Annotated in this window: 14 protein-coding genes; all 14 read left to right on the top strand. The window is 55.8% G+C overall.

Annotated elements, in window-relative coordinates; translation table 11 throughout:
• The first annotated feature begins 356 nt into the window (after window positions 1-356).
• The 14 genes from rpsB to lpxB all read left to right on the top strand — a co-directional run bounded on the left by rpsB (window position 357) and on the right by lpxB (window position 14374).
• Window positions 357-1097, top strand: coding sequence for a 30S ribosomal protein S2 (gene rpsB, locus H8S59_RS08250; protein ID WP_095093596.1), 741 nt, complete (start codon window positions 357-359; stop codon window positions 1095-1097).
• Window positions 1098-1288: 191 nt separating this feature from the next.
• Window positions 1289-2158 carry a translation elongation factor Ts gene (tsf, locus tag H8S59_RS08245; protein ID WP_027898811.1) on the top strand — a complete coding sequence of 290 codons (870 nt, stop codon included), beginning with the start codon at window positions 1289-1291 and terminating at the stop codon, window positions 2156-2158.
• 207 nt (window positions 2159-2365) lie between these two features.
• On the top strand, window positions 2366-3109 hold the full coding sequence (gene pyrH, locus H8S59_RS08240; RefSeq protein WP_032630773.1) for a UMP kinase: 744 nt from the start codon (window positions 2366-2368) through the stop codon (window positions 3107-3109).
• Complete coding sequence (gene frr, locus H8S59_RS08235; RefSeq protein WP_027898809.1) at window positions 3106-3663, top strand: ribosome recycling factor; 558 nt, start codon at window positions 3106-3108, stop codon at window positions 3661-3663. The genes pyrH and frr overlap by 4 nt, the downstream gene beginning before the upstream one ends.
• Before the next feature lie 16 nt (window positions 3664-3679).
• Window positions 3680-4435 carry a polyprenyl diphosphate synthase gene (gene uppS / locus H8S59_RS08230; RefSeq protein ID WP_095093595.1) on the top strand — a complete coding sequence of 252 codons (756 nt, stop codon included), beginning with the start codon at window positions 3680-3682 and terminating at the stop codon, window positions 4433-4435.
• Window positions 4435-5250 (top strand): phosphatidate cytidylyltransferase, encoded by an 816-nt coding sequence (locus H8S59_RS08225; RefSeq protein ID WP_187521085.1) that lies wholly within the window; start codon window positions 4435-4437, stop codon window positions 5248-5250. Before uppS ends, H8S59_RS08225 begins: the two co-directional genes overlap by 1 nt.
• A complete protein-coding gene (gene ispC / locus H8S59_RS08220) occupies window positions 5247-6437 on the top strand; it encodes a 1-deoxy-D-xylulose-5-phosphate reductoisomerase (protein WP_187521084.1) in 1191 nt (396 codons plus the stop codon). Before H8S59_RS08225 ends, ispC begins: the two co-directional genes overlap by 4 nt.
• Before the next feature lie 60 nt (window positions 6438-6497).
• Window positions 6498-7850, top strand: a complete 1353-nt coding sequence (gene rseP / locus H8S59_RS08215) for a sigma E protease regulator RseP (protein ID WP_187521083.1) — start codon at window positions 6498-6500, stop codon at window positions 7848-7850.
• Window positions 7851-7929: 79 nt separating this feature from the next.
• Window positions 7930-10299: an outer membrane protein assembly factor BamA gene (gene bamA, locus H8S59_RS08210; RefSeq protein ID WP_095093591.1), complete on the top strand. Its 2370-nt coding sequence runs from the start codon at window positions 7930-7932 to the stop codon at window positions 10297-10299.
• A 45-nt stretch (window positions 10300-10344) separates the two neighbouring features.
• The gene (locus tag H8S59_RS08205; RefSeq protein WP_027898803.1) at window positions 10345-10848 is read left to right on the top strand and encodes an OmpH/Skp family outer membrane protein; all 504 of its coding nucleotides are present in this window, start codon (window positions 10345-10347) and stop codon (window positions 10846-10848) included.
• Between the two features lie 3 nt (window positions 10849-10851).
• Complete coding sequence (gene lpxD, locus H8S59_RS08200; RefSeq protein WP_095093590.1) at window positions 10852-11907, top strand: UDP-3-O-(3-hydroxymyristoyl)glucosamine N-acyltransferase; 1056 nt, start codon at window positions 10852-10854, stop codon at window positions 11905-11907.
• Between the two features lie 111 nt (window positions 11908-12018).
• Window positions 12019-12459 (top strand): 3-hydroxyacyl-ACP dehydratase FabZ, encoded by a 441-nt coding sequence (gene fabZ / locus H8S59_RS08195; protein ID WP_027898801.1) that lies wholly within the window; start codon window positions 12019-12021, stop codon window positions 12457-12459.
• The gene (lpxA, locus tag H8S59_RS08190) at window positions 12456-13232 is read left to right on the top strand and encodes an acyl-ACP--UDP-N-acetylglucosamine O-acyltransferase (protein ID WP_187521082.1); all 777 of its coding nucleotides are present in this window, start codon (window positions 12456-12458) and stop codon (window positions 13230-13232) included. Before fabZ ends, lpxA begins: the two co-directional genes overlap by 4 nt.
• 2 nt (window positions 13233-13234) lie before the next feature.
• Window positions 13235-14374, top strand: a complete 1140-nt coding sequence (lpxB, locus tag H8S59_RS08185) for a lipid-A-disaccharide synthase (protein WP_095093588.1) — start codon at window positions 13235-13237, stop codon at window positions 14372-14374.
• Window positions 14375-14379 lie beyond the last annotated feature (5 nt).

Here is a 14379-nt window from a genome sequence, read left to right as displayed (position 1 = left end):
GGGCACCAAGTGGTGGGGCAAGAGCGTTTTGCTTACTTTTGCGCTCTATCAAAAGTGAGGCGCTGTAAAAGCGCAACCAATAGAAGTCGTTAACGCGGAAACGGATATACACACAAAAATCACCTCCCTATTACCGCTGCCTCCGAGAAGGCAATAAAAGCATCGTGCAACCTGCACGTAATTGGGTTTCCGTTATCCGGACTTCTATGGTATAAAATGCGCCGCTTTCCGGGGTAAGCCCCGCAAGCACTAACCCACACACGTGTCGACACGATGACCTGGGTGCCTTCGGCTCGAAGCCGCTGGTTGGTCATTGGGATACGTGGAGGCCTAACCCGACTTATCAAGGAACTATCATGTCCCAAGTCAACATGCGCGATATGCTGAAGGCCGGTGTGCACTTCGGCCACCAGACCCGTTACTGGAACCCGAAAATGGGTAAATACATTTTCGGCGCGCGTAACAAGATTCACATTATCAACCTTGAAAAAACCCTGCCAATGTTCAACGAAGCGCTGTCTTTCGTTGAGAAGCTGGCTTCGGGCAAAAACAAGATTCTGTTCGTCGGCACCAAGCGTTCCGCTGGCAAGATCGTTGCTGAAGAAGCAGCACGTTGCGGTTCGCCGTACGTCGATCACCGCTGGTTGGGCGGCATGCTGACCAACTTCAAAACCATCCGTCAGTCCATCAAGCGTCTGCGTGATCTTGAAGTTCAGGCTGAAGACGGTACTTTCGCCAAGCTGACCAAGAAAGAGGCGCTGATGCGTACTCGCGATCTGGAAAAGCTGGATCGTAGCCTGGGTGGTATCAAGGACATGGGCGGTCTGCCAGACGCACTGTTCGTTATCGACGTTGATCACGAGCGCATCGCGATCACCGAAGCCAACAAGCTGGGCATCCCGGTTATCGGCGTAGTCGATACCAACAGCAGCCCGGAAGGCGTTGACTACATCATCCCAGGCAACGATGACGCAATCCGCGCTATCCAGTTGTACATGGGTTCGATGGCTGACGCTGTAATCCGCGGTCGTAACAACGTTGCTGGCGGCACCGACGTTTTCGTCGAAGAAGCTCCAGCCGCTGCAGTTGAAGGCTGAGTAACCAACGCCTAGCGTTGACTCAGTACGCAAAAAGGGGGCTTGGCCCCCTTTTTGCCACCTCGAGAACCATGTGTTGGCGTTGTCATGACGTTCTTGTCATGAACGGCATGTCACCATGAGTTTTCAAGAATTTGAACGCCCGTTCAGGCGGGTGGAATGGTTAAAGACCTATCCAAGAGGATTTTGAAATGGCAGAGATTACTGCAGCGTTGGTTAAAGAACTGCGCGAGCGTACCGGCGAAGGCATGATGGATTGCAAAAAGGCCTTGACCAAGGCTGGCGGCGACATCGAAAAAGCCATTGATGACATGCGTGCTTCGGGCGCAATCAAGGCTGCCAAGAAGGCAGGCAACGTTGCTGCTGAAGGTGCTATCGCCGTTAAGGTTGCCGAAGATGGCAAGCGCGCTACCATCATCGAAGTCAACTCCCAGACTGACTTCCTGGCCCTGCAAGACGATTTCAAGAACTTCGTCACCAGCAGCCTGGAAAAAGCATTCGCAGACAAACTGACCGACGCAGCTCCGCTGATCGAAGCTCAGGAAGTCGAGCGTACTGCTCTGGTTGCCAAAGTTGGCGAGAACGTGAACATCCGTCGTCTGGCGAGCATCGAAGGTGACGTGGTCAACGCTTACCTGCACGGCAACAAGATTGGTGTAGTCGTTGTCCTGAAAGGCGGCGACGCTGAGCTGGCCAAAGACATCGCTATGCACGTTGCTGCAAGCAACCCTGAGTTCCTGCTGCCTTCGGAAGTTTCTGCCGAAGCGATCGAGCGCGAGAAGGGCGTCTTCCTGCAACTGAACGAAGACAAGATCAAAGGCAAGCCAGCCGAAATCGTTGAGAAAATGGTTGCTGGTCGTATCACCAAGTTCCTGGCTGAAGCCAGCCTTGTTGAGCAGGCTTTCGTCAAGAACCCGGAAGTCAAGGTTGGCGAGCTGGCCAAGAAAGCCGGTGCTGAAATCGTTTCCTTCACTTACTTCAAAGTGGGCGAAGGCATCGATAAGCCAGTCGACAACTTCGCTGAAGAAGTCGCTGCGCAAGTAGCTGCAAGCAAGAAGTAAGACGGTTCACCGACTGTCGTATCCAAGAGGCTGCCCGCTTACGCGCGCAGCCTCTTTGTCAAAAAGGAAAAGGTGTTTGTTTTCCTTGGAGAAGTGGCTTACAAGGCTGCATTCTTCTGACGCTCTCGCAGCGTCAAGCTAGAGTTAGCGCAGGCTTAAAGTGCCCGCACAGATTTTTTTCAGAAAACGCCGCAGGAGAGATTCGCAATGGCTCAGCAGGGCAGTGGTTATCAGGCTCGCTATAAACGCATTCTACTCAAGCTTAGCGGCGAGGCCCTGATGGGCTCCGAAGAGTTCGGAATCGATCCAAAAGTACTGGATCGCATGGCGCTTGAAGTCGGCCAACTGGTCGGCATAGGCGTCCAGGTCGGACTGGTTATTGGTGGTGGTAACCTGTTCCGTGGTGCCGCGCTGAGTGCTGCTGGCATGGACCGGGTTACTGGCGATCACATGGGCATGCTGGCCACTGTGATGAATGCCCTGGCAATGCGTGATGCACTGGAGCGCGCCAACATTTCTGCCATCGTGATGTCTGCCATCTCGATGGTGGGTGTGACCGATCATTACGATCGTCGCAAAGCCATGCGTCACCTGAACTCAAAAGAAGTTGTGATTTTCGCGGCAGGTACTGGCAATCCGTTCTTCACCACCGATTCGGCTGCTTGCTTGCGGGCAATCGAAATCGACGCTGATGTTGTCCTCAAGGCAACCAAGGTGGATGGTGTGTACACCGCAGACCCATTCAAAGACCCGCATGCAGAGAAGTTCGATCATCTGACTTACGATGAAGTCCTGGATCGCAAGCTGGGCGTAATGGATCTGACGGCAATCTGCCTGTGCCGCGATCACAAGATGCCACTCCGTGTTTTTAATATGAACAAGCCCGGCGCCCTGCTGAACATCGTACATGGCGGCGCTGAAGGAACCCTGATCGAGGAAGGCGCACAATGATCAACGAAATCAAAAAAGACGCTCAAGAGCGCATGCAGAAATCCCTTGAATCCTTGAGCCATGCATTTGGCCAGATTCGTACCGGTAAGGCTCACCCAAGCATTCTGGGCAGTGTGATGGTGCCTTACTACGGCGCAGACACCCCGCTGAGTGGCGTTGCCAACGTCACTGTCAAAGATTCCCGCACCCTGCAGGTCGTTGCCTTCGAGCGCAACATGCTGGCGGCTGTCGACAAGGCGATCCAGAGCGCTGGATTGAACCTTAATCCAACCAACCTTGGTGAGTTGCTGCTGATCTCCATGCCAGCGTTGACCGAAGAGACCCGCAAGGGCTTCACCAAGCAGGCTCGCAGCGCTGCTGAAGATGCTCGTGTCGCGGTGCGTAATATTCGCCGTGATGCACTGGGGGATTTGAAGAAGCTGGTCAAGGACAAGGAAATCAGCGAAGACGAAGAACGTCGTGCTGCTGCAGATATCCAGAAACTGACCGACAAGGCAGAGGCAGACATCGACTCGGCCACCAAGGCAAAAGAAGCAGACCTGATGGCCGTATAAGGTTCGGGGCGCTTTCATGGAAAAGACAAAATCGACCGCGCCGTCATCGGTGCCGCGTCATGTCGCGATCATCATGGATGGTAATAATCGCTGGGCGAAGAAGCGCCTGTTGCCCGGTGTTGCCGGGCACAAAGCGGGTGTGGATGCGGTTCGCGCGGTCATTGAAGTGTGTGCTGAGGCCAAAGTCGAGGTGCTCACGCTTTTTGCGTTTTCCAGTGAAAACTGGCAGCGGCCAGCCGAAGAAGTCGGGGCATTGATGGAGCTTTTTTTCACGGCCTTGCGCCGTGAAACCAAGCGCCTGAATGAGAACCAGATCAGCCTGCGCATTATTGGCGACCGATCCCGTTTTCACCCCGAGCTTCAGGCGGCTATGCGAGAAGCTGAAAGTCGTACCGCTGGAAACGATCGATTTGTCCTGCAGATTGCCGCCAACTATGGTGGTCAGTGGGACATCGCCCAGGCTGCACAGCGACTTGCGCGCGAAGTGCAGGCCGGGCATTTGCGTCCGGACGACATTACGCCTGAATTGCTGCAAACCTGTCTGGCGACCGGTGATTTGCCGTTGCCTGATTTGTGCATTCGTACGGGTGGCGAGCATCGCATCAGTAACTTCCTGCTTTGGCAGCTGGCGTATGCCGAGCTGTACTTCTCCGACCTATTCTGGCCGGACTTCAAACACGATGCCATGCGCGCTGCGCTGGCCGATTTCGCTTCGCGTCAGCGTCGCTTCGGTAAAACGAGTGAGCAGATCGAAGCTGGAGCCCGGGTTTAATGCTGAAACAACGGATTATCACTGCACTCATTCTGCTGCCGATTGCGCTTTGCGGATTTTTCCTGCTTTCCGGGGCCAGCTTCGCCCTGTTCATTGGCGTGGTGGTAACCCTCGGTGCCTGGGAATGGGCGCGTCTCGCCGGTTTTCCGGCTCAGTCGGCGCGCATCGCTTATGCCGCTGCTGTGGCGGCGCTATCGTTTCTTCTCTATCTGATGCCAGGGCTTGCTCCCTGGATTCTGATAGCAGCGGTTATATGGTGGGCGCTGGCAACCTGGCTGGTACTGACATACCCGGAATCCAGTCGGCACTGGTCCAGTGCGATCTGCAAACTGGCTATCGGTCTGGTGATCCTGCTGCCTGCATGGCAGGGGCTGGTGCTGATCAAGCAATGGCCGCTGGGTAACTGGTTGATTCTGTCGGTCATGGTGCTGGTTTGGGGGGCGGATATTGGTGCCTACTTCTCTGGCAAGGCTTTTGGCAAGCGCAAGCTGGCGCCGAAAGTCAGTCCGGGCAAGAGCTGGGAGGGTGTGTACGGTGGTTTGCTCACCTGTCTGCTGATCACGGTCGTTGTCGGTGTCGTTCGCGGCTGGACCGGATCGCAGTTCGTTTTCGGCTTGCTGGGTGCGGCGATCGTTGTGTTCATTTCGGTGGTGGGCGATTTGACCGAAAGCATGTTCAAGCGCCAGTCCGGTATCAAGGACAGCAGCAATCTGTTGCCGGGCCATGGCGGAGTGCTTGATCGTATCGACAGTCTGACAGCTGCCATCCCTGTTTTTGCCGTGCTGCTGTGGGCTGCTGATTGGGGCGTGCTGTGAGTCGTCCTCAACAGGTTACCGTTTTAGGCGCTACAGGCTCGGTCGGTCTGAGTACGCTGGACGTCATAGCTCGTCATCCTGATCTCTATCAGGTATTTGCGCTGACGGGCTTTACCCGGCAGAGCGAGTTGCTGGCCCTGTGCATCAAGCACACACCACGCTTTGCTGTGCTGCCGACACAGGAGTCTGCGCGCAAATTGCAGGACGATCTGGCCGCAGCAGGTCTTGATACTCGTGTACTGGTGGGGGAGGGTGGTCTGTGCGAAGTCGCCGCTCATCAGCAGGTCGACACCGTGCTGGCCGCGATTGTCGGGGCTGCCGGTCTGCGGCCTACATTGGCGGCTGTCGAGGCAGGCAAGAAGATATTGCTGGCGAACAAGGAAGCGCTGGTCATGTCTGGCGCCCTGTTCATGCAGGCGGTTCGTCAAAGTGGTTCGGTTCTGCTGCCTATTGATAGCGAGCACAACGCGATTTTTCAGTGTCTGCCGCTTGATTATGCGCGCGGGCTGGAGCCGGTGGGTGTGCGGCGCATTTTGCTGACTGCGTCGGGTGGTCCGTTTCGCGAAACGCCATTGAGCGAATTGAATGACGTGTCCCCTGAGCAGGCTTGCGCTCATCCCAACTGGTCGATGGGGCGCAAGATTTCGGTGGACTCGGCCAGCATGATCAACAAGGGGCTTGAGCTTATCGAGGCTTGCTGGTTATTTGATGCTCGGCCGGATCAAATTGAGGTAGTGATTCATCCCCAGAGCGTCATTCATTCGATGGTCGACTATGTGGACGGATCAGTGCTTGCTCAGCTAGGCAATCCGGACATGCGCACGCCCATTGCCCATGCACTGGCCTGGCCGCAGCGCATCGATTCAGGTGTTGCACCTCTGGATCTGTTCAGTATCGCGCGTCTGGACTTCCAGGCACCTGACGAACAGCGCTTCCCGTGCCTGCGTCTGGCGCGGCAAGCTGCCGAGGCTGGCAACAGCGCCCCGGCCACGCTGAATGCCGTGAACGAAGTTGCTGTAGCTGCATTTCTCGATCGGCGCATCCGTTATCCGGAAATCGCGGGTATGATCGACGATGTTTTGAATCTTGAACCCGTTGTGCCGCTTCCTGATCTGGAAGCTGTATTCAGCGCGGATTCAAAAGCGCGCGTTCTGGCCGAGCAATGGCTCAGCCGCAACGGGCGTTAATCGCAGACGCTAGACGGTATTGGCTCGAGGTTTGACCCAGCCGGTACCCGGAGAAAGTTGATGAGCGCGCTCTATATGATTGTCGGCACCCTGGTTGCGCTAGGTGTGCTGGTTACCTTTCACGAATACGGCCACTTTTGGGTCGCACGGCGTTGTGGCGTCAAGGTTTTACGCTTTTCGGTCGGCTTCGGCACTCCACTGGTTCGTTGGCATGATCGGCAGGGCACCGAATTCGTAATCGCAGCCATCCCTTTGGGTGGCTACGTAAAAATGCTCGATGAGCGTGAAGGTGACGTTCCTCCCGAGCTGGCTGATCAGTCGTTCAATCGCAAGTCGGTTTATCAGCGCATCGCCATTGTCAGTGCGGGCCCGATTGCGAACTTTCTGCTGGCAATTTTCTTTTTCTGGATTCTGGCCATGCTGGGCACCCAGCAGGTACGCCCGGTAATCGGTGCAGTCGAGGCTGGCAGTATTGCGCAACAGGCAGGGCTGAGTTCCGGTCAGGAAATTGTTTCTGTGGATGGCGAAGCAACTGCAGGCTGGTCAGCTGTGAATCTGCAACTGGTGCGCCGGCTGGGTGAAAGCGGTACGGTCGCGCTCAGGGTGCGCGAGCCAGACGCGACGGTCGATACCGCTCACAGCCTGGCGCTGGATAACTGGCTGAAAGGGGCTGAAGAGCCGGACCCGATCAAGTCGCTGGGTATTCGTCCATGGCGTCCGGCATTGCCGCCGGTGCTGGCCGAGCTGGACCCGAAAGGTCCTGCTCAGGCTGCAGGGCTGAAAACCGGCGACAAGCTGGTTGCTCTGGATGGTCGGCCCGTAGAAGAGTGGCAGCAAGTGGTTGATTGGGTGCGTGAGCGCCCTGACGCGAAAATTTCCCTGCGTGTGGAGCGTGACGGCGCGCAACTTGATGTGCCGCTGACACTCGCAGCGCGTGGTGAGGGCAAGGCTGCGAGCGGTTATCTGGGGGCTGGCGTCAAAGGTATCGATTGGCCACCGGAGATGCTGCGCGAAGTCAGTTATGGTCCGTTGGCCGCTGTGGCCGAGGGCGCCAGCCGTACGTGGACCATGAGCGTACTGACCCTCGACTCACTCAGGAAAATGTTGTTCGGCGAGCTCTCGGTAAAAAACTTGAGTGGACCGATAACCATTGCTAAAGTGGCGGGCGCTTCGGCCCAGTCGGGCATAGGTGATTTCCTGAATTTCCTCGCTTATCTGAGCATAAGCCTGGGAGTCCTGAATTTACTGCCTATTCCAGTGCTGGACGGGGGGCATCTGTTGTTCTATCTGATTGAGTGGGCACGTGGTCGCCCCCTTTCAGAAAGGGTTCAAGGTTGGGGGATTCAGATTGGTATCAGTCTGGTGGTGGGCGTTATGTTGCTCGCACTGGTCAACGATCTGGGTCGACTGTAAAGCTTAGCTTTGCTGAGTTGCGAATCTGCCGCATTTTGCGGCAGTTTGTTTATTGCCAGTTGGAATAAGAAAGGACTTCATGAAACGTCTGCTGCTAACTGCGGTTCTTGCCGTACTGATGATTGCCGAAGTTCACGCCGAGTCCTTCACTATCTCCGATATCCGTGTCAATGGCCTGCAGCGGGTATCCGCGGGCAGTGTATTTGGTGCGTTGCCGCTGAACGTTGGCGAGCAAGCGGATGATGGTCGTCTGGTGGATGCCACTCGCGCACTGTTCAAAACCGGATTCTTCCAGGATATCCAGTTGGGTCGTGACGGCAACGTGCTGGTCATCACCGTCGTCGAGCGTCCATCTGTCGCGAGTATTGAAATCGAAGGCAACAAAGCCATCTCCACTGAAGACCTGATGAAGGGTCTGAAACAGTCGGGTCTGGCTGAAGGCGAAATCTTCCAGCGGGCAACTCTTGAAGGTGTGCGTAACGAACTGCAGCGCCAGTATGTTGCTCAAGGCCGCTATTCGGCTGAAGTCGCAACTGAAGTCGTTGCTCAGCCACGCAACCGGGTTGGCCTGAAGATCAACATCAATGAAGGCACCGTAGCGTCTATCCAGCACATCAACGTGGTGGGTAACAGCGTCTTCCCTGATGAAGACCTGATCGACCTGTTCGAGCTCAAGACCACCAACTGGCTTTCTTTCTTCAAGAACGACGACAAGTATGCCCGGGAAAAACTTTCCGGCGACCTCGAACGTCTGCGTTCCTACTATCTCGATCGCGGCTATATCAACATGGATATCGCCTCGACTCAGGTCTCGATCACGCCTGACAAGAAAAACGTCTACATCACGGTCAACGTCAACGAAGGCCAGAAGTACAGCGTCAAGTCGGTCAAGCTGAGCGGTGACCTCAAGGTTCCGGAAGATCAGGTCAAATCCCTGCTGTTGGTCAAACCAGGCCAGGTGTTCTCGCGCAAGGTCATGACCACGACGTCCGAACTGATCACCCGTCGTCTGGGTAACGAAGGCTATACCTTCGCCAACGTCAACGGCGTGCCGACACCTAACGACGAAGATCACACCGTCGACATCACCTTCGTGGTTGATCCAGGCAAGCGTGCTTACGTAAACCGCATCAACTTCCGTGGTAACACCAAGTCTGCTGACGAAGTGCTGCGCCGTGAAATGCGTCAGATGGAAGGTGGCTGGGCTTCGACCTACCTGATCGACCAGTCCAAGACTCGTCTGGATCGTCTGGGCTTCTTTAAAGAAGTGAACGTCGAAACCCCGGCTGTTCCGGGTACCGACGATCAGGTTGACGTTAACTATGCCGTGGAAGAGCAGGCCTCCGGCTCGATCACCGCCAGTGTCGGTTTCGCTCAAAGCGCTGGCCTGATCCTCGGTGGTTCGATCAGCCAGAACAACTTCCTCGGTACCGGTAACAAGGTCAGCATCGGCTTGACTCGCAGCGAATACCAGAGCCGTTACAACTTCAGCTATGTCGATCCGTATTGGACTGCTGATGGTGTGAGCCTGGGTTACAACGCGTTCTACCGCACCACCGACTACGACGACCTTGACGTCGACGTTGCGAGCTATGCGGTAGACAGCCTGGGTGCTGGCATCAGCATGGGTTACCCGATCAACGAGACTTCGCGTCTGACTTACGGCCTGACCGTACAGCAGGACGAAATCAAGACCGGTACCTATACCGTTGACGAAATCTTTGACTTCGTGAACCAGGAAGGCGACAAGTACCTGAACTTCAAGGGCTCGGTCGGCTGGTCCGAGTCGACCTTGAACAAAGGTGTGCTGGCGACTCGTGGTCACTCACAAAGCCTGACATTTGAAACTACCTTGCCGGGCAGCGACCTGTCGTTCTACAAACTCGACTACCGCGCCCAATACTTCCACCCGATTACCGATAACTACACCCTGCGTCTGCACACCGAGTTGGGTTACGGCGATGGCTATGGTTCGACCTCGGGTCTGCCGTTCTATGAAAACTACTATGCCGGTGGCTTCAACTCGGTTCGTGGCTTCAAAGACAGTACGCTTGGCCCGCGCAGTACTCCAAGTACCGGCAAAAACGGCACTAGGCCTGACCCGGATCAGGACCCGCTCCCATTCGGCGGCAACGTTCTTGTTCAAGGTGGTGTAGAGGTTATGTTCCCTCTGCCCTTCATCAAAGACCAACGCTCCCTGCGCACTTCGCTGTTCTGGGACGTCGGTAACGTATTCGACACCAACTGCGACGACACCCGGACGCGCAATGGCAAGAAGGTTGAATGTAACGACATTGATCTGTCCGGCATGGCCAGTTCCGTTGGTGTAGGTGTGACATGGGTTACCGCCCTCGGTCCTCTCAGCTTCGCCTTGGCGATGCCGATCAAGAAACCGGATGACGATACTGAAACCCAGGTTTTCCAATTTTCCCTTGGTCAGACTTTCTAAGCGTCTGACTTTAGATAACGACAGCGAATTCTGTAGGAGTACACCGTGCGTAAGTTGACTCAATTGGTACTGCTGGCAACCGTTTTGGCAGCAGGTCCGGCTTTTGCCGACATGAAAATTGCCGTTCTGAACTACCAGATGGCGTTGCTGGAATCTGATGCGGCCAAGAAATATGCCGTTGATGCAGAGAAGAAGTTCGGTCCGCAACTGACCAAACTGAAAACCCTGGAAAGCAGCGCCAAAGGCATTCAGGATCGTCTGGTGAGCGGTGGCGACAAAATGGCCCAGCCTGAGCGCGAGCGTCTTGAGCTTGAATTCAAGCAAAAAGCCCGTGACTTCCAGTTCCAGTCCAAGGAACTGAACGAAGCCAAAGCCGTTGCCGACCGCGAAATGCTCAAGCAACTCAAGCCTAAGCTGGATCAGGCAGTTGAAGAAGTGATCAAGAAAGGTGCTTTTGACCTGGTCTTCGAGCGCGGTGCAGTGATTGACGTCAAGCCACAGTACGACGTTACTCGCCAGGTCATCGAGCGCATGAACCAGCTGAAGTAACCTATGACCGCTACTATCAAGCTCGGTCAATTGGCCGAGTTCCTCGGGGCCACGCTACGTGGCTCCGCGGATAAAGAAATTACCGGGCTGGCCACTTTGCAAGAGGCCGGTCCAGGTCAGGTCAGCTTCCTGGCAAATCCGCAATACCGTAAATTCCTCGTTGATACTCAAGCCTCTGCGTTGCTATTGAAGCCTGCAGATGCTGATTCGTATGCTGGCGATGCGTTGCTGGTACCGGATCCCTATCTGGCCTACGCGCGTATTTCCCATCTGTTCGATCCTAAGCCAAAGGCCGCTGCCGGAGTTCATCCGACGGCAGTCATCGCTGATGATGCGCAGATTGATCCTGCTGCGAGCATCGGCGCGTTTGCTGTGATTGAGAGTGGGGCGTGTATTGCAGCAGGCGTTACTGTTGGGGCGCACTGTTTCATTGGTGCCCGTTGCGAAATCGGTGAAGGCGGCTGGCTCGCTCCGCGGGTGACGCTCTATCACGATGTACGCATCGGTAAGCGTGTGGTCATTCAGTCAGGTGCCGTTCTGGGGGGCGAGGGCTTCGGTTTCGCCAACGAGAAGGGTATCTGGCAGAAGATCGCCCAGATTGGTGGCGTACTGATCGGTGACGATGTGGAAATTGGCGTGAATACCGCCATTGATCGTGGCGCGTTGGCCGATACCCGCATTGGTAACGGTGTGAAGCTGGATAACCAGATTCAGATCGCTCACAACGTGCAGATCGGTGATCACACTGCCATGGCGGCTTGTGTGGGTATCTCCGGCAGTACCAGAATCGGCAAGCACTGCATGCTGGCCGGTGGTGTCGGGCTGGTAGGCCATATCGACATTTGTGACGGTGTCTTCATTACCGGCATGACGATGGTGACCCACTCCATTACCGAGCCGGGTTCTTACTCGTCTGGTACGGCAATGCAGCCTGCGGGCGAATGGCGCAAAAGCGCTGCACGTATTCGCAAGCTCGACGACATGGCACGTCGACTGCAAAAGCTGGAAAAGATTGTTGAGGGAGTGACCTCAGGCGTTAATGCTTCATCAGATGGCTGATACTTTTTTCATATCAAGCGTGCACTGCCGATAAATTGCTTCCTTGATTTGCAGAGGAGTGCAGCGCAATTGCCGCGCACTCCCAATCTTGACTACAGGCTTCCCCTCGAAATGATGGACATCAACGAAATTCGTGAATACCTGCCGCACCGCTACCCGTTCCTGCTGGTAGACCGTGTAGTAGAGCTCGATGTCGAGAGCAAAAGTATTCGCGCCTATAAAAACGTCAGCATCAATGAGCCGTTCTTCAACGGCCACTTTCCGGCGCATCCAATCATGCCGGGCGTGTTGATCATTGAAGCGATGGCTCAGGCTGCCGGTATCCTTGGTTTCAAAATGCTGGGTGCCAAGCCTGCCGACGGTACGCTGTATTATTTCGTGGGCTCGGACAAACTGCGTTTCCGTCAGCCAGTGCTGCCGGGCGACCAGTTGATTCTTGAAGCGAAGTTCCTCAGCTGCAAGCGTCAGATCTGGAAGTTCGAGTGCAGCGCTTCCGTTGACGGCAAGCCGGTTTGCTCCGCAGAAATCATCTGTGCGGAACGTAAACTATGAGTTTAATTGACCCTCGCGCAATCATCGATCCGACAGCCATCCTGGCTGACAATGTGGAGGTCGGCCCTTGGTCGATCATCGGAGCTGGTGTGGAAATTGGCGAGGGTACAGTGGTTGGGCCTCACGTGATTCTGCGTGGCCCGACCCGGATCGGTAAGCACAATCGCATTTACCAGTTTTCATCGGTAGGCGAGGACACGCCCGATCTCAAGTACAAAGGTGAGGAGACGCGTCTGGTCATTGGCGATCACAATGTGATTCGCGAAGGCGTGACGATTCATCGCGGCACCATTCAGGACCGTGCCGAAACCACGATTGGCGACCATAACCTGATCATGGCCTATGCACACATCGGCCACGACAGTGTCATCGGCAATAACTGCATTCTGGTCAACAACACTGCGTTGGCGGGTCATGTGCACGTGGCAGACTGGGCGATCCTGTCCGGTTTCACGCTTGTCCATCAGTACTGCCACATTGGCGCCCATAGCTTTTCCGGCATGGGTACCGCCATTGGCAAGGACGTTCCTGCGTTTGTAACCGTGTTCGGCAACCCTGCCGAGGCCCGGAGCATGAACTTCGAGGGCATGCGTCGTCGCGGCTTCACTGAAGAAGCCATTCACGCCTTGCGCCGTGCCTACAAAGTGGTTTATCGCCAAGGGCTGACAGTTGATCAGGCCATCGCCGAGCTGGCTGAGCCTGCTGCCCAGTTCCCTGAGGTGGCTGTGTTTCTTGAGTCCATCCAGACCTCGACCCGCGGCATCACCCGCTAATCATGTCCAGCGTATTGCGTGTCGCGTTAGTCGCTGGCGAGGCGTCCGGGGATATTCTCGGATCCGGTCTCATGCGTGCCATCAAGGTGCGTCACCCTCAGGTTGAGTTCATCGGCGTCGGCGGCCCGCTGATGGAGGCCGAAGGTATGGTCTCCTATTTCCCGATGGAACGCCTTTCGGTCATGGGGCTGGTTGAGGTGTTGGGTCGTTTGCGTGAGTTGTTGGCCAAACGCAAAGCGCTGATCCAGACTCTGATTGATCAAAAGCCAGACGTTTTTATCGGCATCGATGCGCCGGATTTCACCCTCAATATCGAGCTTCAACTGCGTCGTGCCGGCATCAAAACGGTTCATTACGTGAGCCCATCGGTGTGGGCGTGGCGGCAGAAGCGCGTTCTCAAGATTCGTGAAGGCTGCGATCTGATGCTGACGTTGCTGCCCTTCGAGGCTCGCTTCTATGAAGAGAAAGGCGTGCCGGTCAAGTTTGTCGGGCATCCGCTGGCCGATACCATCCCGCTGCATGCCGATCGTGCTGCTGCTCGTGCCGAACTAGGCCTCGGTGATGGTCCGGTTGTTGCGCTGATGCCGGGGAGTCGTGGTGGTGAAGTCGGGCGTCTGGGCAGCTTGTTCTTCGAGGCCGCCGAGCGTCTGCGGGCTGTGTGCCCCGAGGTCAGATTTGTCTTGCCGTGTGCCAGCCCCCAGCGTCGTGTGCAGATCGAGCAATTGTTGCAGGGGCGGGATTTGCCGGTATTGTTGCTCGATGGCCGCTCTCATGTAGCGCTGGCCGCCTGCGATGCGGTGTTGATTGCATCGGGCACGGCGACGCTTGAAGCACTGCTGTACAAGCGCCCCATGGTGGTTGCCTATCGCATGGCACCGCTTACTTTTTGGATACTCAAGCGTCTGGTGAAAAGCCCGTACGTCTCGCTGCCCAATCTTTTGGCTCAGCGCCTGTTGGTGCCGGAGCTGTTGCAGGATGACGCCACTGCTGATGCATTGGTGCAGCAATTGCTGCCGCTTCTGGATGACGGCCTGGTGCAGACTGAAGGTTTTGACGAAATACACCGGACCTTGCGTCGCGATGCATCCAATCAGGCCGCTGAAGCGGTGTTGAACCTGATTGGTCATTCGCCTTCACTGTGAGTTCG

This window comes from Pseudomonas folii, from assembly GCF_014357575.1.
Classification (GTDB): domain Bacteria; phylum Pseudomonadota; class Gammaproteobacteria; order Pseudomonadales; family Pseudomonadaceae; genus Aquipseudomonas; species Aquipseudomonas folii.
This window is presented reverse-complemented; position numbering and strand designations above follow the sequence as displayed.